Genomic DNA, 19,448 nt, shown 5'->3' on the forward strand with positions numbered 1-19,448 from the left:
CATAAAAGGCATAAAAAAGACAGGCTATTAACAGCCTGTCTTTCTTACATACTGATCAGCCAATAACCGATCAGGATAACACCTAAAACGATTCGATACCAACCAAATACAGTAAAGTCGTTTTTCTTGAGGTAGTTCATTAAGAATTTGATTGCTAAGATGGAAACGATAAAGGAAACGATCGTCCCAGTCAACAAAATAAAGGTTGCTTGGAATGTAAAGGTATTGCCGTCACTGATAAATTTGACTATTTTCAGCAAGCTGGCCCCAAACATAACTGGAATCCCTAAAAAGAAAGAGAATTCTGTGGCTACGAATCGGGAAGAACCGATCAAGATAGCACCTAAAATCGTCGCGCCGGAACGGGAAGTCCCTGGAATCAACGACAAAACTTGGAAAAAGCCGACGACAGCCGCAGCTTTATAAGTGAATAAATTAAGATCAGTGCATTTAGGTGTCACATTCTTGTTGCGTCTTTCTACGACGATAAATGCGATCCCGTAAACGATCAGCATGATCGCTACTGGCAAGAATTTATGAAAATGAGCATCCAGCCAATCATCTAGCGGAATACCAATGATCGCAGCCGGTAAACAAGCAACTATAACTTTTGACCAAAGGATCCAAGTGTTTTTCTTTTCCAATTCATTTTTTTTCGGAGAAAAAGGATTCAATTTATGAAAATAAAGATAGACCACCGCAAGAATCGCGCCTAATTGGATAACGACATTGAACATAGTCATGAACTCTGCCGATTCCTGTAACTTGATAAATTCATTCGCTAAGATCAGGTGGCCGGTACTGCTGATGGGCAGCCATTCAGTGATACCTTCGATGATCCCTAGCAGAACTGCTTTGATGAAATTCGCAAAAATCATTTTGTCATTCCTTTCTTTTACAAATACAGTCTCTAGTATACATTGCTGAAGAAAGAAAACCAATTGTTTTTTGCTCCAATAGGCACCTGTCGGATATACAAAAACTACCTTGCAGTCAACGGATCTATTGACTGCAAGGTAGTTCTCTGATGAATCTATTCGTACAAATAGGTGGTTGCAAATGTTCTTACTCTAAGAGATCTTGCGAAAGTTTTTTACCTTTTTCCAGATAGTCGATACTGCCGACTTCAATGATAGAAAATTTGCCGTCTTCATAGACCAGATGTGTAACACTGCCATTCAAAAGATTTGCTCGGACAGGTTGTGATGCGTCGATCAAGTTCAGCAAGAATGAGATCGTCAAACCATGAGAGACGATTACTACCTTGCCGCCGCCTTTTTTCTCCATGCGATGAGCAATATCCTCAAAACCGGAATAGACCCGCTCGCGAAGTTGATCATAGGTCTCTGCCCAATTTGCAGTATCCGCTTCATAAACCGCATTAGCGATCTCTTTGAAGGTGGTATGCGTCATGAATGTTTCATTGTCTCCTTTGAAATCAAGTACACGAGGAATGACGCCCCACATTTCAGCATCATAGCCGCCTTCTAGTGAACCAAAACACCATTCGCGTATCCGGTTGTCGATAGAATAAGGGATCTTAGGCCCATTCACGTGCTCGCCTAAAACGATCCGCATGGTTTCAATGGCACGGCCGCTGTCACTAGAAACCGCATCGGCAAAATCGATATCCCGCAAACCTAAACCTAGATAATGGATGTCTTCACGACCTCGTTTTGTCAGGGGTGTATCACACCAGCCTTGGACACGTTGAACCGTGTTGAACATTGTTTTACCATGTCGAATGATATAAAGCTCTGTCTTTGCCATATTTACTCCTCCTAATTTTTAGTGAAAAAAGGGTTAGTGTTCTTTTCCCGTTCGATGGTGGTTGCGTCGCCGTGTCCAGGATAGACCGGCATTTGTTGCGGCAATGTAAATAGTTGAGTCCGGATGCTGTCTAATAATTGTTCCGAATTTCCAGTTGGCAAATCAGTTCGGCCAATGCTTCCGCGGAACAACGCATCACCAGACACCACAAAATCATCAAAAATAAAGCTGACACTGCCGATGGAATGTCCCGGTGTCGCTACTACTGTAAAAGTCATATCGCCAAGAGTATAATCTTTTAATTCAAACAAGTGATCAGCAGGTTTGACGATGATGTCCGGGATATCATCATGACGACCTAATCCAGATAGATTTTTCACAGGATCTTGCAGCCAGTCACTTTCTAATGGACTGACATAAAGGGGGATTTGATATTGTTCCCGTAGTGCATCGACTGCGCCGATATGATCCCAGTGAGTATGTGTCAACAATATAGCTGCTGGTTTGCGTTGAAGCTGCTGAATCTGTTGGATGATTTTTTCTGATTCTGCGCCTGGATCAACGATCAGCAGATTGTCCTTGTTATAAATGAGGTAACAATTTTCTTCAATCAAGCCTGTTTTTAACCGTAAGATTTCCATAAAGAACCTCCTTAATAAATCTCCTTTAAGTATAGCGCAAAGAAAGTGATCCAACAAAGAAATTGAGATCCTTTTATTCTGAAATCAAAAATAATTTCCTGCAAGGAGTCAACGAACCATTTATGATTAAAAATACATCAAATCACCTAACGGATATATACTTCAAATATATCTGATAGGACAAATGTGGTCTGCTGTTAATGATTTAAAAAAATATCATGAGAAAAAATGGTAACAAAGAAAAAATTGAATAAAAAAACATTTATTTAACAGCTATGAAAAATACCCTCTGATATACTTAACCCATACATTACGGGAGGTGGGGAATCGATATGAAGAAAAAAACAATGTTCACTGGTATTCTGAGTCTAGTCCTTTTATTCTTGGTATCTTGCACTCCAAAAGAAACGCCGCCGCCTGATGACAGTAGTGTCAGTAGAGAAGAACAAATCCAAAAGCCGAAGCTCGAGTTGGAAAGTGATGAAATGATTATTATGCAAGTAGATAATCATGGTTTTCCTCAGAGTCAAGGAGTTTATGATGTTCATGAAAATGCACTGACCATTGTAAAGCAGTATATTCCCGATGATGATGAAACAATCAATTCTGAAAAGATGAGTGATTTATTCCAAGAAAAAATCGATATGATCCAAAAAGACTTTGATGAGAATTTTGCCGGACAAGAACTTTCTGATGATCTTTTTAAAGTATATGAACGGAAAGTACCTAATATCAACGTTTCATTAGACGGTCAAGAACTGATCCTCAAAGGAAAAGACTTCAAAAAGATTTTTAATTTCGTGGTAGGCAGTACTGTACGTGTTTTAGATGCCAATAATGTTGAATATAAAATAAAATTCGACAATGAAGAATAATCAAAATTATCAGATAAATGAAAGGTATTTTTGCTGAATTCTTACAAGCAAATTCCAATAGTTTCATTTCATTCTAATTTTTGTTCGTTATAGTTTGTTTATCCCAAAAATCTATATTCTTATCCTGTATCCCTGAATTTTTTCAGGGATATCGTTTTACATTTGGACTCTTTTTTTCGTTATATATAATGAAAGGAGGGATCCGATGAACTGGAAAGAATTGATTTTAGAACTGAGAGCCCAGAAGATTTTATATGTATTGTCGCTTTTGGCGCTTGCTATGATCCTTGATTTTTTCAGCGGCTGTTACGCTGCCAGAAAACACAAATGTCTTTCATCAAAGGTCGGGATCAATGGGATTTTGCGGAAACTGGCAAGTATGGTACTGTTGGTTTTCTTTTTGCCAGTGGCTTTGCTGCTGCCGGGGAAAACCGGAATCGCTATGCTGTTCGTTTTTTATGTTGGTTACTTATTGCTGGAGATCCAGTCAATTTTAGAAAATTACGAGAAAATCGGCATTGACACGCATTTATTTACCGCTTTTGTAGAAATGCTGAAAAAACATCGTCGATAATATTTTGAAGATCGCGATGAAGTTTTTTACGTTGGGCTATTTGAATTGTCTGTACTTTTACCAGTGCTGATTTTGGTGCGGCTCCTGCAATTCAAATCCGTTTTCCAGCGTTGACTTCAGTCGCGCTCTTTTTTTGTCTTTGAACTTTGTTAGATTTCTTCTATAATAAAAAGGCTGAGTCAGGAGGTGCCATGGATGCATCGAGGAAAAATAGCGGTTCGAAAAATCGTGGAATTCATTTTACGCCGGGGTGATTTAGATAATGGCGGAAGAAGCGGGCACACTGCTTTGGAAGGCGCCAGGATCCACCGCAAGTTGCAGGCCGCTGCCGGTGATGAGTATCAAAAAGAAGTTTTTCTGAAAATCGAAAGTCAATTAGGGGAAGATCAACTGATCGTAGAAGGCAGAGCAGATGGAATCTTTAAAAAAGATGACCGCTGGGTGATCGATGAAATCAAAACTTCGGAAGTCGCATTTGAAGATCTGTCCGAAGATCAAATCGAGCTTTTTTTCTTTCAGGCAATGGTTTACGCTTATATTTATGGCACGGAACAACAAGTGACAGAGATCGATGTCCAATTGACTTATTACCAGACAACAGAAGAATTGATTACACGACAAGTACGTCATTATACACTTACTGAACTGGAAGATTTTTATCAAAATCTGATCCAAGAGTATCATAAGTGGCTTTTATTCCAAGAAGAATGGCGGGAAAAACGCAATGCTTCGCTGCAAACATTGGTGTTTCCTTATGAAGGATATCGTAAAGGACAGCGGGAACTAGCAGTCGCCGCCTATAAGACCCTGAAAACAAAGCAAAAGTTATTTGTTGAAGCGCCGACTGGGACCGGAAAAACAATCTCGACATTGTTTCCGGCGTTAAAGGCGCTAGGAGAAGATGAGGCGGATCGGATCTTTTATCTGACCGCTAAGACGATTACTCGCCAAGTGGCTGAAGAAGCGCTGAAACGATTGGATCAAATCGGCGCCCAAGTGAAAGTAATCACTCTGACGGCAAAAGATAAGATCGCTTTTGCTGAAGAAAATACCCAAAACCCCGAAGATAATCCTTATTCGAAAGGTTATTACAATCGAGTCAACGATGGTGTATGGGATCTCTTGCACCATGAAAATCTCATCACGCGGGAAGTTATCGAGCACTATGCCCGCAAACATATGCTTTCGCCCTTTGAGTTTTCGTTAGATATCAGTCTTTGGTGTGATGTGATCATTGGTGATTATAACTATCTGTTCGATCCTACCGTTTATCTGCGGCGTTTTTTCGAAGAGAATGAGGAAGAATATTTCTTTTTGATTGATGAAGCTCACAATCTAGTCAGTCGTTCCCGCGAGATGTATTCTGCCCAGTTATCATCTCTCAAAGGCGAACTGCTATATGAAAAAATCGGAAAAGAGCATCAAAAACTGCGGCGAGCACTCAATAAAGTCACTAAAGAATTCAAAAAAATCGACGCGATCGGAAAAGAGGATGGCTGGACATTCCATCATCAGCAAGCACCTGCGGAACAATTGATCAAAACACTTTATGCGTTGCAAGAAAAAATCAAAGAATGGCTGGCGGCGTTTCCGGAAGATAGCGCCCATGAACTGATATTGGACTATTACTTTGATCTGCTGCATTTTTTAAAGATTAGTGAATTTTACGACGATCATTATGAAACGACGATCCAGCGAAGTGCAAATGAGCTTATCATCAAACAGTTTTGCATGGAGCCCGCACCTTTTTTGAAGGATAGTCTCAATAAGGGCAAAGCAAGTATTCTTTTTTCGGCTAGTTTGAGTCCGTTGTCTTATTATCAAGAAGTTTTAGGCGGGGAAGCGGAAGCTTTGCGTTATAAACTGCCCAGCCCATTTGAAGAACAACAACAAAAGATTTTGATCACTAATTATATCCAAACTACTTATCAAAAAAGACAAGAAAGTCTGCCGAAAATCGTGGCGGCTGTCTATCAGATGGTGGAAACGAAAATCGGAAATTATATGGTATTCTTCCCCTCTTATCGCTATCTGGATGAAGCAGTGGATCTATTTAAAGAGACATATCCCGAAATCAATGTTTTGATTCAAGATACCAAGATGGATGAAGCGGAACGAGAAGCGTTTTTGGAAAAATTCGTAGCAGATCCTGAACGGTCGCTGGTTGCTTTCTGCGTTTTAGGCGGGATCTTTTCTGAAGGGATCGACTTGAAAGGAACGCGTCTGATCGGAACAGCGATCGTAGGTGTCGGACTACCGCAACTCAATCCTGAACAGGAATTGATCCGCAGTTATTATGATGAAAAAAATCATCAAGGGTTCGATTATGCCTACCAGCTGCCGGGAATGAACAAAGTTTTGCAAGCAGCGGGGCGGGTGATTCGCGGCAGTCATGATCATGGTGTCGTTTTGCTATTGGACCAGCGTTTCAATACAACAAGATATAAAAAGCTGTTCCCGCTTCATTGGCACTCAGCAACAGTCGTTTATCAACCGAATCAGCTATCTGACGAACTGCAAAAATTTTGGGAGTCACGAGACGTTTCAGCGAGTGATAAGCTGAGTACTGCTGAGTAAAAGAAGGTGAAATGAATCGTGTTTTTTTAAAACCTAGGAATTTTTGAAAAAATGGTTTATTACAGCTTTTTTCATCCACTAGATAGTTATTTTTTTAACAAGTTGACTTGCTTTACTTAATTCTGATAATGAGCTACCCTAGGATAAATTTATAGGGAAGGGTGTTTTTTATGGATCGTTCGCAATTGAGAAAAGATCAAGTTTATTTTGCTAAAGTAGTTGGCTGTAATCATTTGCAGAAAGTCCGAATCATGACGATTTTAAGTAGATGTGCGACTGTCGAGCTGATAGAGGGCGGAAAAAATGGTGTTGTAAAATTAGACCATATCTTTTGTGTCGACCAAGAAGCCCAAGCTCAATAGTTGTTTAATATAGATGATAGAAATCTGAAAAATAGCATTAAAGATCCAAAAAATCCGCGAGTGCATTTTCTCTCGCGGTTTTTTACGGCTCTTATAAAAAGAAGTTTAAATTTCGACAGGAAACTGCTATTCTATAGGAGATAAAAAAGGTGTAAGGAGAACAAATCGTGGGAAAAATAAGAGCGCAACATGAACAAATGGAAACTTTAAAAAAGATCAGTGTCGTTTTGATCTCGGGGATCACTTCGGCTGTTTCATTGAACTTTTTTTTGATTCCGGCAAAAGTCCTTTCAGCAGGAATGAACGGGGTCGCACAGATCATTGTCGCGCTGGGATTTCGCTATTTTGATATTCATTTGAGTACCGGACTATTCATCTTGCTGTTGAATATACCGATTTTTATATTGGGATTTATCAAACTAGGTAAATCATCGACTTTTTGGAGTTTTATCAATGTCGTCTGTGTTTCTCTGGTCACTATGATCATACCTCAAGGAGAAGTCACCAATAATATTTTGATGAATTCACTGATGGGTGGCGTCTTACTGGGGATCGGTTCCGGTTTTTCATTGAAAATGGGTTTTACGACCGGCGGGATGGATATTTTATCACTGGTGCTGTCAAAAACTACTGGGAAAACTGTCGGTAAATACATGTTTATGCTAAATGGGATCATCATTATGGTAGCAGGATTCATTTTTAGTTGGGAAAGTGCATTGTATACGATCATTTCTATTTATTGTATGAGTCATGTGGTGGATATGATCCATACTAGCCATCAAAAAGTCACGGCAATGATCATCACTACCAAACCAGACGAAGTGGGCAAAAATATTTCTGAGCATGTTTTCCGCGGGATGACGCTGCTTCCTTCTGTGGGCGGCTATTCAGGTGTTCCAGGGAAAACGATCGTGATGGTGATCACTCGTTATGAATTATATGATTTGGAACAAGCTGTCATTGAAGCTGATGAAAATGCCTTTGTCAATATCTTGCCAACCCAATCGATCATGGGACGATTCGCCAGCGAAGACGACCAACGGACATTTAAAGCGACTGGGAAATTTCCTGAAATGAAGATCCAGAAAAAAAGCCGTTGAGTATTTTTAACGACAAATTGATTGAAAGAGATTGTTTTTAACCAGATTTTTTTAAGGAAAATTTTTTATCAAAAATCTGACGCGAAACTTCATTTACAAATACTGGAAAACAAGGTATTATTTGGAAAGAAATGACCAAAGGAGGCTTATGCAAATGAGTCAACAATATACTGAACAAGAAGTCACTGACATCAAGGAACGCGTATTGACAGCTTTAGAAACTGTGATCGACCCTGAATTAGGTATCGATATCGTCAACCTTGGATTAATATATGAAATCGAATTTGATGGAGAAACTGGTGATACGATCGTCAAAATGACCCTAACGACAATGGGCTGTCCGTTAGCAGATATCCTCACTGACCAAATCCATCAAGCGTTGGCAGAAGTGCCAGAAGTAAAAAATATCGAAGTAAAATTAGTTTGGTATCCTGCTTGGACGACAGATAAGATGTCCAGATACGCCAGAATAGCATTGGGTATACGGTAATTCTGTCACATCAGTGTTTTACAGTGATTTGTACAGGTCCTTATCCAACTGGAGCAACTGTGAGTTACATTTATAACGGAGTCCAGAGCGGTTTTATTCTGGCTTGTCCACAGAAATATGCAAAGTAAACAAGAGTCCTTCCTTGTGTCAGAAATGGCATGAGGGAGGGCTTTTTGCGTTGTTTGAAGATATAAAACTGCAAGACTTATTAGAAGAAATGATAGTAACAGATGAAGCCAGAGGGCTTACAGTTAAGTCAGTGTCCAAGAACAAAAAGCTATTGTCAGTGTTTTTTGCATGGCTTGACAGGGAACACAGCGTTACCACTCTTGCTGGCGTTAAAACAGCACATATCAGAAAATTTATGGTGTTTAAATATAACGCTGGTGTACGTGAAAGCTATGTAAACAGCTATTTGCGGGCAATTAGGGCACTGTTTACTTTCTGTGAGAATGAAGAGTATATACAGCCTTCTGAGAACCCTTGCTTGCGTGTGCAGTGGATGCGTGAAAGCAAGCCAGTCATACGTGCATGGTCTGATAGTGATATTAAGAAAATGTTGCAGTATACGCAGAAGCAAGCAACAGAAAAGCGCAGGAAGGCTAATAATCACAGAGGACTGTGTTCCCTATTTGTAGCAGAACGCAACAGATTAATGGTGATGACTCTTGCTGATACTGGTTTGCGGATCAGTGAGCTAGAGAATTTAACAGATAACACATTTCAAAAGGACAGTATTCTAGTCATCAACGGTAAAGGAAAGAAATCACGTGTACTTTATTGTTCACCATTGATATATAAGCAAAAACTGAAATATGACAGAGCTAAAGCACGTTACTTTGCTACTAGAAAAGACATTACACAGCAAGACTTTGTATTTCTGACAAAGGCAGGTGAAAAACTATCTACTGACATTGCCCAACGCTTTGTTAAACAGATTGCTAAAGCTGCAGGCGTGAATGAGCAGCTTAGAGCTAGTCCACACACGTTTAGACACTACTTCACGCAGAAGCTTATAGAAAATACAGATGTGTACACAGTCCAGCGGCTTTTAGGACACGCAAGTATTAAGACCACTGAAACATACTTGAACAGTATGGAAAACAAGCAAGTACTGGCGGCAGGTCTGAAAGCAGCTCCACTGTCTAATCTACGTAAATAAGCATAAAAAAAGACTACTGCGCTAACAGTAGCCATAGCATTTGAAAACTGAATAAACAGAGATCAAACCCCTAACAAAGTACCTATATTGTACAGTATTTCTGCTGTAATTTCAAGTGGTTTGTCGCTCTGTCAGCGTTCTTTAAGGAAGTTCTTCTGCTGTGAGTGAAGGAACAGAGGTCTGCAGCATGACCGCCACACAAAACTTGCTGACAACAGTTGGAATTACTGGTATTACTGTTGATTGTGATAGGTGACTGCTACCTACCAGTTAAAAAGGCAGGTGGAGGAAGCCTTTAGGAGGGCTGCTTCCAGACCAGATATGCTGTATTACATGAGTTGACAGCCTGAACACACAGCTGCAGTAATGACTGTTTGAACAAACTAACTCAATCTGGCTGGTTCCGCAAGGGTAAGGTGAGCGGATAATTGCAGTAAGTCTATACACAGCCGTTTATAGATATTTTAATGTCTATACACAGTCCTTGCAGATATTTTTCAGTATCTGCTGACGTTATAGAAGTAACTTTTTTACTTCTTAGGGGAGAGTCTGCCACAGCCCTTACAGGCAGACCATGATAGAGCAGTATGCCCATAGAATGCCTGCACAGGCTCTTTAGATACAGTCCTAGCATGAAATTACCTGCAAACTATTAACGTGCTGTATAAGCTCTATTTTGCCCTGTGTGACTGTAAGAAAAAGACGCAACATTGCTAGGCAGTTAAACACCTTGCCTTCCAGTTACTTTCCGTTTATTACCCTAACTTATGTGCATCTGACAGGAATAAACGCATTCTGTTCAACAGGTATCTAAACAGTGTGATAGTAGCAAGAGTGTCTACCTGTGCTTACAGTGATCCTGCAGTGTGATTGACAGCATGGCAGTGTGGCAGTGATCCTGCAGCATGATTGACAGGTGGCTTGCAGTGCCTGTGACTCTGGCTAGACTGTTCAGCGTTGCGTTATTGCCTGTTTTTTCCCCCTGCAGTATGGCAAATAAAGCAGCTATTCATTATGTTGGTGTCTGTTTGCCTATGAAGCAGTATATATGGCTGTCAGCTCCCTAACTTATCAGGAAAAATCAGCCTAAAATTGAATATAACGCAAAAGGCCTTGAAATTTCTGCAACAATGAAGCAGAGGTTTCAGGGTCTTTTTTTGTTTTAGCTGAAAAAACTTTTAAAAAGTATGTCCCCTTTTGAAAAAAAAACTTGAATAAGTAAGTGTAAGGCGTTACACAGTTTCCCTGTTTACATACATAGCCACATGGCAGCTTTGCAGATATTTTTGCAGCACATAGGTCACACCTTTACAAACAGGAGGAAACAAAGTGAACATCAAGAAAAACATTAGGAGCAGCAACGTTGGTACAGGGTCCCGATAAAAAGTTAGTTAGAGTAATTCAAGCTGACTTAGAAACGGAAGAGATATTGACAGAGGATGTACAGTATTTCAGAAGAAAGCGGGAACCTTATGAAAGCAAGTGTACTTTTTGGAAAAAGGAAGGAGATGATCGCACGTTTTTCAATACAAGGATGGAAAACTGGGAACAATTCATTAACAGCAATGCTATAAGTAACGCATTAGTAGGTCATGCACTTTATCTGGCAACGTATATGCACTACGACAACATTATTTATCACAATGAGCGTGATAAGTATCCTGCTAATGCAGAAGGTATTGCTGAAATTATGGGATTGAGCAAGCGCTCTGCAACTAAGATACTGAAAGACTTGCAAGCTGCTGGTTTAATTACCGTTGAAACAAAGGAAGTTCTGGACAAGCAGTTTACCTGTTACAAACTGAATGATACCTATTTCTACCGTGGGCAGTTTGTCAAAGATGGCGGAAAGTACAATCATACGACAAAGGCTTTTAACTCAGTTATTCAACAGCTATACTTAGAAAACAATGCAGCGACACTGGCTTTTATCGCAAAAATGCTACCGTTTTTGGATAAGGAAACTAACATTTTAGCAGTAAACCAGCACAGAGATATTAACTTTGAGGCATTACAGCACATGAAACTAGAGGACGCTGCAAAGATAGCGGGTATAAGCAGGCAAGCAGCCGCTAATATTATCAATAAAGCAAAGTATCACGGCATATGGGCAATAGCTAAAATCATTACTGGTAAGACAGTTAGATACAAGCTAAACCCAGATATTGCAACTAGACAAGCAGGAGTTACTGCTTTTGCTGACTCTGAAATGTTCAGAAGCGTTGAAGGATCATATACTTTTAACTGATTTTAGAGCAGGGGAAAACTGGAAACAGTTCTCCTGCTTTTTTTCTTTACTGTCTATCAGAAAGACAGTGGCATTTTGGCACTAAAAATTCTAAGCAACGTTAACAGTCTTGCCGCTATATGCAGAGGAAAACAGTTTATTTCACAGTTCTTTTTTTGCAAAAAGCTACAGTTTAGGTAAGTTTGCTGCACAGGGCAAAATGTGAAAGTCCTTGCGGCAGTTAGGGTACAGCGTTTTTAAAACTTGCTTAATATCTTTTTATTCTATTAGATTACTTTAAAACTGAAACTAACAGAAATCATAATGCTAAGAACAAAGGCTAACGCCTTGCGCTGTCAGCAAGCTGCCAACGCATAATATATGAAAAACTAAACAGAATTTGAAAAGCATAAACAGCAGTACAGTATATATATATATAGCAGTAATTCAGTCTTGCTGTATGACTGTTTTAGAAGTATTTACTCTTTTAATTTTCCACACACTGGAGCGTAAGCGACAGTTGGGAGCATTAGCGACCATATAACTTTCAATCAACAGCGCTTTTATAAAGCGGCAGTGATTGCAATATATAAACTAGCAAAGAACAGCAAGAGTAATTTTCTTGTAAATAATATTTTGGCGTACTGATTATCAGCGTGCTAACAGATATAAAAAAGCATGAAAACAGTATAAAAATGCATGATAACCGTTGTATGTTTACCAATTTTTATAGCTAATAGCCGTAAAAAAGAAATAGTTGCAACTGGCCAGTTTTATCTGATAGTAAAACTGCGTAAATTAACCTATACAAAAAGGAGAAAACACTAGTATGAAAAATGTACCAGATATGAAAGAGCAAATTTTTACAGATCTCATTGCGCCACACATTGTTCCTAAGCAGACACGTGCCGAGATTGCAGCAGAGTTCTATAAACTGAAACATGAATATGGCAATCTTGTCACTATCACACGTTATGCGGCGGCAAAGCGCATTGCAAAGACAACGGTAACTGCAGCATTGCAGGCATTTCCAGAAAATGAAAAAGGGCAGGATCAGTAAAATGCGTAAAGCAGGCGCAGATGAAGCCAAGGAAATCTTTAACACTTTTGTAGAGCCGTATATTATCCCAGCGCAATCTGATAAAGAAATCTGCGAGGAGTTCTTCAGATGGAAAAAAAGATGGGGCAACTGTGTTTCAGTTGAGCGGTATGCAAAGGCAAAGAAACTGGATCTTTACAGAATGACTCAGATTATTAATAACAACAGGAAACGTGCAGAATGACTGTTAATGATAGTTCAAAGCAAAAGCTGATAGCAGAAGGCGCGGAAAAGGCAGATCAGCTACTGGAGATCATTAAGAGTACAGAAACAGACATGTTTGCTGATATTTTTGAATGTTTCAATGATAGTAGCTTGACTAAGTTTAATGACAGAGCCAATATGGCAAAGGTTGCTGCTGGTGGAGCATTAGCAGAAATCACTACTAAAATCAATGAGCTGTTTCCATATGAACGGCCGTTAACAGGTGAGGAGCTACATGAGGCCAGACTTCAAGCACGCCGCAACGGCTACAGGTTTACGCCACCAACACCAGCATTAAAAACACTGCCGTATATGGACAATGAAATGATTGTCAGACATCTTATGTCTGTTCTGCGAGATACAGAAAAGCGCATAAACAGATTCATTACAGCATGGAATACTCAAATAAGCCTATCTGCCACAGCAAAGACACAGGCAGAATATGACAGCTATTCACGCTATTTGAACGTGGATCAGCTGAAAAAAGAAATAGTCGCTAACTGCTTTATAGGGATTAGCGGAAAACATTTAGATACGTATATTAATAGAATTATTCAGAAATCAATCAGAGAATAAAAGGAGATAACAATAATATGGTAAACAAAAGCAATGCACTACAGCAACTAGAAAAATACTTTAAGGAGCGTGCTCAAAAGCAAGTTGAAGAGAAAGAAACAGCTAAACGCATTGAGCAAACCTTTTTATCGGCTCCAGATGTCAATACTGCAGGCTGGGTAGCTTATCAGTCTTTGCCATTAGAAAAGCGGATAAAAGCTCCAGCTGTTGGCAGCAAAGATGAAATGTATCAATACTTCACGTTACACAGTTTGAAAGAGCTGTTGCATATCCGCAATTCAGAGGCATGGTCAGAATTTAAAACTGTGGAACCTTACCATCTAATTCATGAAACGGCCGCTACTAACTATGCAAAATTGGAAAAAGAATTGGCAGATATAGAAACAGCATTGCAAATGCTAAAAGAATATGAATATCCCAACACCGTTACTACTTTTACAGAAAGTGTGGCCGGTGGCATGGATCAGTTTTCCGTAGAAACTGCTAAACAAGCGGCAGCTAAATTACAACTTGATCCAACAGAATTTGATAACCCTGAAAGCAAGGACGTGAAATAATGCCGCTTTTCAAGAAGAAACCACTAGCAGAACAGCTAGACTTAGAGTCGCTGCGTCCAGACAGTAAGGTAGTTGCTGAAATTGACAAGAAACTGTCCACAATAGAAACTAATTACCGTAAGTACCAAACTAAATTAACTGAAATTGCCCAGCAGAAAGCTGAAATTGAACAGGGAATTTCTCCAGCGGACAGTAGCAGCAGCTTTGATGATGTTCTTAAAAAGCTGACTGACTTTTTTTCTTTCAAAAAATCTGCTAAGACTGTGGAGCAGCTGGAACTTGAAGCCGCTTACTTGTGTGAATGGCACACAGCCTCAACTGTCGCTGGCTTAAAGGAAGTGTATCCGCAGCTGAAAACAGCACTAACACACGCTAAAGAAACAATGGAGCAGTTAGAGCAAGAATATGAAACAGCTGGAAATACCAGTGAGCTTGATGACTTATTGCCAGTTGTGACAGGTGATCTGGTATCACTGTTAGAACGCTTTAAGGCTGTTCTGAAAACAGTTAAAAACGGCTATGGGCAGTCTATTAGTATTGACAGTTCTGAAACAGTCAAGATCAATGGTGAAACTGTTCACGTGACATTTCACTTCAAAGATAGCATTCCTGTACGCAAAAGCCTTGCAGATAAACAGCTGCAAGCAGCTGCAGAAGCAACAGAAGAAGCGCTACACGCTAAAAGAATGCGTGAATTTTACAGTAGCGGAAATTGAAAGTAATGCTGTATTTCCGTAATGAACCAGCAAAAATGCGTATCAGCTTTAATGCTGTAGAAACAGCTAAAGAGCAGTTAGACATTGATCTAGTACATGAAATTGCAAGTATACGTCACACGTGGCAGTGGAAAAGAAAGAAAGCAATGCTGTTTGTAACAGTTGGACTGCTTGACACTTTCCCAGACGTGACACTAGAAGAGGTCACAGCAGAAATGCAATGCTACAGCACTGAGGAGCTGTCAGAGGCTGTACATGAAATGCTAGTGAAATAAGAATAAGACAATGACAGCAGGCAAATCAATGCTTGCTGTTTTTAATGCATTAAAAACAGGAAAAGGATGTGAAATGAATGGCAGTTAGTTCAATCAGCTTTAAAGTTGACGTTGATATAACAGGAGTCAAAAAGGCAATGGCAGAAGTGAGCGGCGCTACAAAAGGCATGGCAAAACCAATGTCTTCTGCACTGGGTGCAATGGCACAAAAATTGCAAGGCTTAAACACTCCAATGGCTAAAATGTCCAGCGGTTTTGGCACATTGGCGAAAAAGGTTGTACAGTTTACTACTGTGGGACTTGCATTAAAAGCTGTCAATGCAGCAGTGTCGGGGGTGGCTGGATCAGTTCAAGAAGCACTGGCAGCTTCTGATGGCATGGACAAGTTTGCGCAAACAATGCAGTTTGCTGGAATACAGGGCAAAGAATTGTCAAAAGCAGAAAAGGCAGTGAAAAGTTACGCTGACAACACTGTTTATAATCTCAATGACGTAGCAAACACTACAGCACAGTTGGCTAGTAATGGCGTAAAAGACTACGTAGGGTTAACGCAAGCGGCAGGTAATCTAAATGCAGTTGCCGGCGGGAACGCAGACACGTTCAAAAGTGTGGCAATGGTACTGACTCAGACAGCTGGGGCTGGTAAACTCACCACTGAAAACTGGAACCAGCTTTCTGATGCAATTCCTGGTGCAGCGGGTCCACTAATGGATGCAATGAAGAAGGCTGGAGCATATACAGGTAACTTCAGGGACGCAATGGCGGCGGGGCAGATCACTGCTGATGAGTTCAACACTGCATTAATGGGCTTAGGTATGTCAGATGTAGCCAAAGAAGCTGCTACCAGTACAAAAACGTTTGAGGGCGCTTTTGGGGCATTGAAGGCCAATGTCGTTGACGGTATTAATAAGATTATTGACAGCTTTGGCAAGGGTAATCTAGTGAGCCTTATTAATGGCTTTTCTGATGGCGTGACCAAAGCATTTGACGTAGTAGCACAAGCAATTCCCAAAGTAATTGACGCATTCCAGCAACTGTGGGACTCATTCAAGGATACTGCTACTTTTGACACAATCAGTAACATTATCAGTTCTATCATTGACACGCTTAAAAGTATCTCTATTGATGACATTATAAGTGGCTTTCAAACCTTCTTTGACGTGCTGAAAGCAGCAACACCAATTATAGCAGGCTTTGTTGGTGCTGTGTTGACAATTAAGGCACTCATTACAATGGTCACTATCATAAATTCAGTAACTTCCGCTATTGCGTTCATGGCAAGTCCAGTGGGCTTAGTAGTAGTGGCTGTTGGTGCATTAATTGCTATTGGAGTTGCGCTATGGCAAAACTGGGGAGCTATTAGCGCAGGCCTAACTGCAATCTGGCAAGCTATTAAAAACGCAGCAAGCGCAGCATGGAATGCAATCAAGGGTGCTATTTTGACGGCGTGGAACGCAATTAAAGCTGGAGTTTCCACGGCTGTCAGTGCAATTAGTTCTGTAATCAGCGCTACATGGAATACCATTAAATCAGTGTCCAGCAGTGTATGGAACGGCATTAAGGCAGTGATTAGTGCAGTATGGAGTGCAATCAAGTCTGCAATATCAGCTGCAATTAATGCGGTAAAATCAGTAGTGTCAAGTGTTTGGAACAGCATTAAGTCTGTAACCAGCAGTGTGTGGAATGGTATCAAGTCCACAGTAAGCAATGTTTGGAACGGCATTAAAAGTGGTGTCACAAATGCTGTTAATTCTGTGAAATCAAAAGTAACAGGCGTATGGAACGGTATTAAGAGCACTACTAGCAGTGTCTGGAATGGCATTAAAAGTACAATCAGCAATGCAATTAATGGTGCTAAGGACATTGTTAGCAACGTGATTGACAGCATAAAACGTATGTTTAATATCAAGTTGAAGTTTCCTAGCATTCAAATGCCGGCGTTGCCACACTTAGATTTGAAATGGAGCAGTAAGACGTTTTTTGGAAAGCGTATCAGCTATCCAAGCGGCTTTGACGTTGGATGGCACGCTAATGGCGGTATTTTCAATGGTCCTTCTGTGATTGGCGTGGGCGAAGCAGGCGATGAGGCTGTAGTGCCACTTTCTAACAAAAGTAAAATGAAACCTTTTGCTTCTGCAGTGGCTGGCATGATTGACAGAGATAATGATGGCAACAGTAGTAGCAATAACTACAATCAAGGGTCTTTGATTGTTCATACTCATGTATTTCTTAATGACAGAGAAATTGCAAAGGCGATAACTCCAGAGATTACAGCTAGACAGCAACGAGAAGCACGTTCAAGATCACGCAGAGAAAAATTTCTGTAATAAACTGCATTGTTAGACAGTCTTACCATGCTCTATAGGTAGGACTGCCTGTGGAGTGTAGTTTAACTTCTCTATACATTCCATTGCTGTAGTTTCTCAGGTCTTTTATTTCTTTTCTACTGAGATACTGCAGCACTTTCATTAAATTAATACCTTTCCCTTTTGCCTCACTGTCTTCTTGACAGTGGGGTTCTTTTTTTTGTGCAATGTAAAGCAAATGTAAAATATATCATACAGCGTGCTACTGTCTGTTACAGCTTTTGCCAGAGTCTAAAAACATTGCTACACCAGCCTTTACAGCGTTTCTGTATAGAACAGCAGTCACTGCTAGAATAGCCTATTCAGAAGCGCAGATTTTACACTGAGTGGCAAATAAAAAAGTAGGGGATAGTAGTAGTAGTCTACTGTTCATTAACAGGGAATATACAGGAATAAATAGGGACAAATAGGAGGGTAAACATGAACAAACAGGAAGGTAAACAGGTTATACAGTCTGCAAACCTCAAGCAGGCGTTCACTGTGCGTATCCCCTTTTTGAAAAACTGGAAGCCTGCATTTAACCAGTATGGCGCTGTTCACTGCCACTGGCTATCCAGTTACTGCAGGCATACAGAAAAAGACTACTGCAAGAGTCCATGCAACAGCCTTAACGTTATATTATTCTGTAATATCTGCTAGTTTACATAAGGTATGTTAACACAACTTGTAAGCGCCATAAGGGTTTCAGCAGAAAAGATTGTGCAAACTAATTGGTCTACACTGTTATCCAATGATAAACCCTGTTAAATCAGCAGTTAGTATCTGCTGTTCTTTGTGAAATTTTCTTGCTTTGTAACTGCTCTAAAAGCATTTAAATGTTATTTAAATAGTTATAAACTGCTTTAACTCAGCTTTATTATACACTTAATTCAGTAATCTTTACAATGATTTTACTGTTGATCTGTTTGAACAGAACGGCATTGCATAACAGACCCGCCACAGGGGGAGTGGGTATCTTTTTTTACCGCTCCAGACCATTGAAAAAAATGCACAGTAAATTTTACAATTTCTGGGAGGGCACTGTACAGCAGGAGTTTCAATCAGTCTACACAGTCTACAGGTGGCAATAGTAGCTGTAAAGTAGTAACCCTACTTGCCAAACTGACCCTTGCTGAAAGTAGCAGCGGTGTCTGAAAAAATACATAACAAATTTTTGATTTTCTGGCAGTCTGCATTGCTCCAGTTAAGCCAGAGTCAATCCCTTTTAATTCTGCGCATATTACAGGTAGCTTACAGAGATACACCAGTACACCAGGTAATTATACTATGAACAGTTATAGCTTTATTTTCCTGCATAGCTATGGGCATTTTGGGCTTTAAAATTGATTGTGCTGGATTAACAGTGTGCAGGAATAGGTAATAAGTTGAATGACTCTGGTAAGGGTCCAGATCAGTGCTCCTATTGCCAGAGCAACAATACCTGTGTAGCAGCGGGGCATTGTGGTGCTTTGTTTATCTGTTCAACAAGCTAACTGCCTTCTGATAGTGCTGTAATGATCCTGTGGCAACTGTTGAAGGACTCTTACTTTTTCTGCAGGTATTCTAGCAGTTTCATTCTGTCAGTTTCTGTCAAACTGTCTGCAATGCTTTTTGCGTAGTCCAGCACTGTGTTGTCAGTTGATAACAGGTAGCCTAGAGGTACATTGTAGAAGTCTGCTAATACCTGCAGTTGTGCTTTAGATGGTTCAATATCTGCTGACTCATACCGTCTAACAGTTCTTGAGTTTAATTCCAATAGTTTAGACAGCGCAACTTGACTATAGCCACTGTCTTTCCTTAATTGGCGTAGTTTTTCATGTAATTGCATTTTTTTACCTTCTTTCTATTGACAGGGGGCTTGCCGTACCCTATACTGTTGAATGTAATTGATAGGGTCT

General features: G+C 40.1%; 19 protein-coding genes. 15 read left to right on the plus strand and 4 right to left on the minus strand.

Features of this window, described 5'->3' with window-relative positions; all coding sequences use genetic code 11:
* Positions 1–44 precede the first annotated feature (44 nt).
* The 3 genes from EFB00_RS11715 to EFB00_RS11725 all read right to left on the minus strand — a co-directional run bounded on the left by EFB00_RS11715 (position 45) and on the right by EFB00_RS11725 (position 2,411).
* Entirely contained in the window at positions 45–878 is an 834-nt protein-coding gene (locus EFB00_RS11715) for an undecaprenyl-diphosphate phosphatase (protein WP_122646966.1), read from the minus strand.
* Positions 879–1,065: 187 nt separating this feature from the next.
* Entirely contained in the window at positions 1,066–1,770 is a 705-nt protein-coding gene (locus EFB00_RS11720) for a histidine phosphatase family protein (RefSeq protein ID WP_122646967.1), read from the minus strand.
* An 11-nt stretch (positions 1,771–1,781) separates the two neighbouring features.
* Positions 1,782–2,411 (minus strand): MBL fold metallo-hydrolase, encoded by a 630-nt coding sequence (locus EFB00_RS11725; RefSeq protein WP_122646968.1) that lies wholly within the window; start codon positions 2,409–2,411, stop codon positions 1,782–1,784.
* Between the two features lie 332 nt (positions 2,412–2,743).
* On the opposite strand from EFB00_RS11725, the gene EFB00_RS11730 reads away from it, so the two are divergent.
* The 15 genes from EFB00_RS11730 to EFB00_RS11800 all read left to right on the plus strand — a co-directional run bounded on the left by EFB00_RS11730 (position 2,744) and on the right by EFB00_RS11800 (position 17,532).
* Complete coding sequence (locus tag EFB00_RS11730) at positions 2,744–3,286, plus strand: hypothetical protein (protein ID WP_122646969.1); 543 nt, start codon at positions 2,744–2,746, stop codon at positions 3,284–3,286.
* Between the two features lie 205 nt (positions 3,287–3,491).
* Entirely contained in the window at positions 3,492–3,860 is a 369-nt protein-coding gene (locus EFB00_RS11735) for a phage holin family protein (protein ID WP_122646970.1), read from the plus strand.
* A 195-nt stretch (positions 3,861–4,055) separates the two neighbouring features.
* Positions 4,056–6,437 carry an ATP-dependent DNA helicase gene (locus tag EFB00_RS11740; RefSeq protein WP_122646971.1) on the plus strand — a complete coding sequence of 794 codons (2,382 nt, stop codon included), beginning with the start codon at positions 4,056–4,058 and terminating at the stop codon, positions 6,435–6,437.
* A gap of 170 nt (positions 6,438–6,607) precedes the next feature.
* Complete coding sequence (locus EFB00_RS11745) at positions 6,608–6,799, plus strand: hypothetical protein (protein WP_122646972.1); 192 nt, start codon at positions 6,608–6,610, stop codon at positions 6,797–6,799.
* 197 nt (positions 6,800–6,996) lie between these two features.
* Positions 6,997–7,899, plus strand: coding sequence for a YitT family protein (locus EFB00_RS11750; protein ID WP_420889764.1), 903 nt, complete (start codon positions 6,997–6,999; stop codon positions 7,897–7,899).
* A gap of 154 nt (positions 7,900–8,053) precedes the next feature.
* Positions 8,054–8,389 (plus strand): metal-sulfur cluster assembly factor, encoded by a 336-nt coding sequence (locus EFB00_RS11755; protein ID WP_122646974.1) that lies wholly within the window; start codon positions 8,054–8,056, stop codon positions 8,387–8,389.
* Positions 8,390–8,567: 178 nt separating this feature from the next.
* Positions 8,568–9,551 (plus strand): tyrosine-type recombinase/integrase, encoded by a 984-nt coding sequence (locus EFB00_RS11760; protein ID WP_164709476.1) that lies wholly within the window; start codon positions 8,568–8,570, stop codon positions 9,549–9,551.
* 1,363 nt (positions 9,552–10,914) lie between these two features.
* Positions 10,915–11,799, plus strand: a complete 885-nt coding sequence (locus EFB00_RS11765; RefSeq protein WP_122646976.1) for a helix-turn-helix domain-containing protein — start codon at positions 10,915–10,917, stop codon at positions 11,797–11,799.
* 808 nt (positions 11,800–12,607) lie between these two features.
* A complete protein-coding gene (locus EFB00_RS11770; protein ID WP_122646977.1) occupies positions 12,608–12,838 on the plus strand; it encodes a hypothetical protein in 231 nt (76 codons plus the stop codon).
* A gap of 1 nt (position 12,839) precedes the next feature.
* Positions 12,840–13,061 carry a hypothetical protein gene (locus tag EFB00_RS11775; RefSeq protein ID WP_122646978.1) on the plus strand — a complete coding sequence of 74 codons (222 nt, stop codon included), beginning with the start codon at positions 12,840–12,842 and terminating at the stop codon, positions 13,059–13,061.
* The gene (locus tag EFB00_RS11780) at positions 13,058–13,657 is read left to right on the plus strand and encodes a hypothetical protein (RefSeq protein ID WP_122646979.1); all 600 of its coding nucleotides are present in this window, start codon (positions 13,058–13,060) and stop codon (positions 13,655–13,657) included. The genes EFB00_RS11775 and EFB00_RS11780 overlap by 4 nt, the downstream gene beginning before the upstream one ends.
* A gap of 17 nt (positions 13,658–13,674) precedes the next feature.
* Positions 13,675–14,214 (plus strand): hypothetical protein, encoded by a 540-nt coding sequence (locus EFB00_RS11785; protein WP_122646980.1) that lies wholly within the window; start codon positions 13,675–13,677, stop codon positions 14,212–14,214.
* A complete protein-coding gene (locus tag EFB00_RS11790; protein WP_122646981.1) occupies positions 14,214–14,930 on the plus strand; it encodes a hypothetical protein in 717 nt (238 codons plus the stop codon). The genes EFB00_RS11785 and EFB00_RS11790 overlap by 1 nt, the downstream gene beginning before the upstream one ends.
* The gene (locus EFB00_RS11795) at positions 14,927–15,205 is read left to right on the plus strand and encodes a hypothetical protein (protein WP_164709477.1); all 279 of its coding nucleotides are present in this window, start codon (positions 14,927–14,929) and stop codon (positions 15,203–15,205) included. Before EFB00_RS11790 ends, EFB00_RS11795 begins: the two co-directional genes overlap by 4 nt.
* A gap of 77 nt (positions 15,206–15,282) precedes the next feature.
* A complete protein-coding gene (locus EFB00_RS11800) occupies positions 15,283–17,532 on the plus strand; it encodes a tape measure protein (RefSeq protein WP_122646983.1) in 2,250 nt (749 codons plus the stop codon).
* A gap of 1,561 nt (positions 17,533–19,093) precedes the next feature.
* Here the strand turns inward: EFB00_RS11800 and EFB00_RS11810 are convergent.
* The gene (locus tag EFB00_RS11810) at positions 19,094–19,378 is read right to left on the minus strand and encodes a helix-turn-helix domain-containing protein (RefSeq protein WP_122646985.1); all 285 of its coding nucleotides are present in this window, start codon (positions 19,376–19,378) and stop codon (positions 19,094–19,096) included.
* Positions 19,379–19,448: the final 70 nt, after the last annotated feature.

This window comes from Enterococcus mediterraneensis (assembly GCF_900604485.1).
GTDB lineage: Bacteria > Bacillota > Bacilli > Lactobacillales > Enterococcaceae > Enterococcus_C > Enterococcus_C mediterraneensis.

Excerpts from the sequence above, each read along its gene's own strand:
- EFB00_RS11715 (WP_122646966.1), bottom strand. The coding sequence starts at position 878 with ATGATTTTTGCGAATTTCATCAAAGCAGTTCTGCTAGGGATCATCGAA.
- EFB00_RS11730 (WP_122646969.1), top strand. The coding sequence starts at position 2,744 with ATGAAGAAAAAAACAATGTTCACTGGTATTCTGAGTCTAGTCCTTTTA.
- EFB00_RS11745 (WP_122646972.1), top strand. The coding sequence starts at position 6,608 with ATGGATCGTTCGCAATTGAGAAAAGATCAAGTTTATTTTGCTAAAGTA.
- EFB00_RS11720 (WP_122646967.1), bottom strand. The coding sequence starts at position 1,770 with ATGGCAAAGACAGAGCTTTATATCATTCGACATGGTAAAACAATGTTC.
- EFB00_RS11785 (WP_122646980.1), top strand. The coding sequence starts at position 13,675 with ATGGTAAACAAAAGCAATGCACTACAGCAACTAGAAAAATACTTTAAG.
- EFB00_RS11725 (WP_122646968.1), bottom strand. The coding sequence starts at position 2,411 with ATGGAAATCTTACGGTTAAAAACAGGCTTGATTGAAGAAAATTGTTAC.
- EFB00_RS11775 (WP_122646978.1), top strand. The coding sequence starts at position 12,840 with ATGCGTAAAGCAGGCGCAGATGAAGCCAAGGAAATCTTTAACACTTTT.
- EFB00_RS11770 (WP_122646977.1), top strand. The coding sequence starts at position 12,608 with ATGAAAAATGTACCAGATATGAAAGAGCAAATTTTTACAGATCTCATT.
- EFB00_RS11750 (WP_420889764.1), top strand. The coding sequence starts at position 6,997 with ATGGAAACTTTAAAAAAGATCAGTGTCGTTTTGATCTCGGGGATCACT.
- EFB00_RS11755 (WP_122646974.1), top strand. The coding sequence starts at position 8,054 with ATGAGTCAACAATATACTGAACAAGAAGTCACTGACATCAAGGAACGC.
- EFB00_RS11780 (WP_122646979.1), top strand. The coding sequence starts at position 13,058 with ATGACTGTTAATGATAGTTCAAAGCAAAAGCTGATAGCAGAAGGCGCG.
- EFB00_RS11740 (WP_122646971.1), top strand. The coding sequence starts at position 4,056 with ATGCATCGAGGAAAAATAGCGGTTCGAAAAATCGTGGAATTCATTTTA.
- EFB00_RS11810 (WP_122646985.1), bottom strand. The coding sequence starts at position 19,378 with ATGCAATTACATGAAAAACTACGCCAATTAAGGAAAGACAGTGGCTAT.
- EFB00_RS11735 (WP_122646970.1), top strand. The coding sequence starts at position 3,492 with ATGAACTGGAAAGAATTGATTTTAGAACTGAGAGCCCAGAAGATTTTA.
- EFB00_RS11790 (WP_122646981.1), top strand. The coding sequence starts at position 14,214 with ATGCCGCTTTTCAAGAAGAAACCACTAGCAGAACAGCTAGACTTAGAG.
- EFB00_RS11800 (WP_122646983.1), top strand. The coding sequence starts at position 15,283 with ATGGCAGTTAGTTCAATCAGCTTTAAAGTTGACGTTGATATAACAGGA.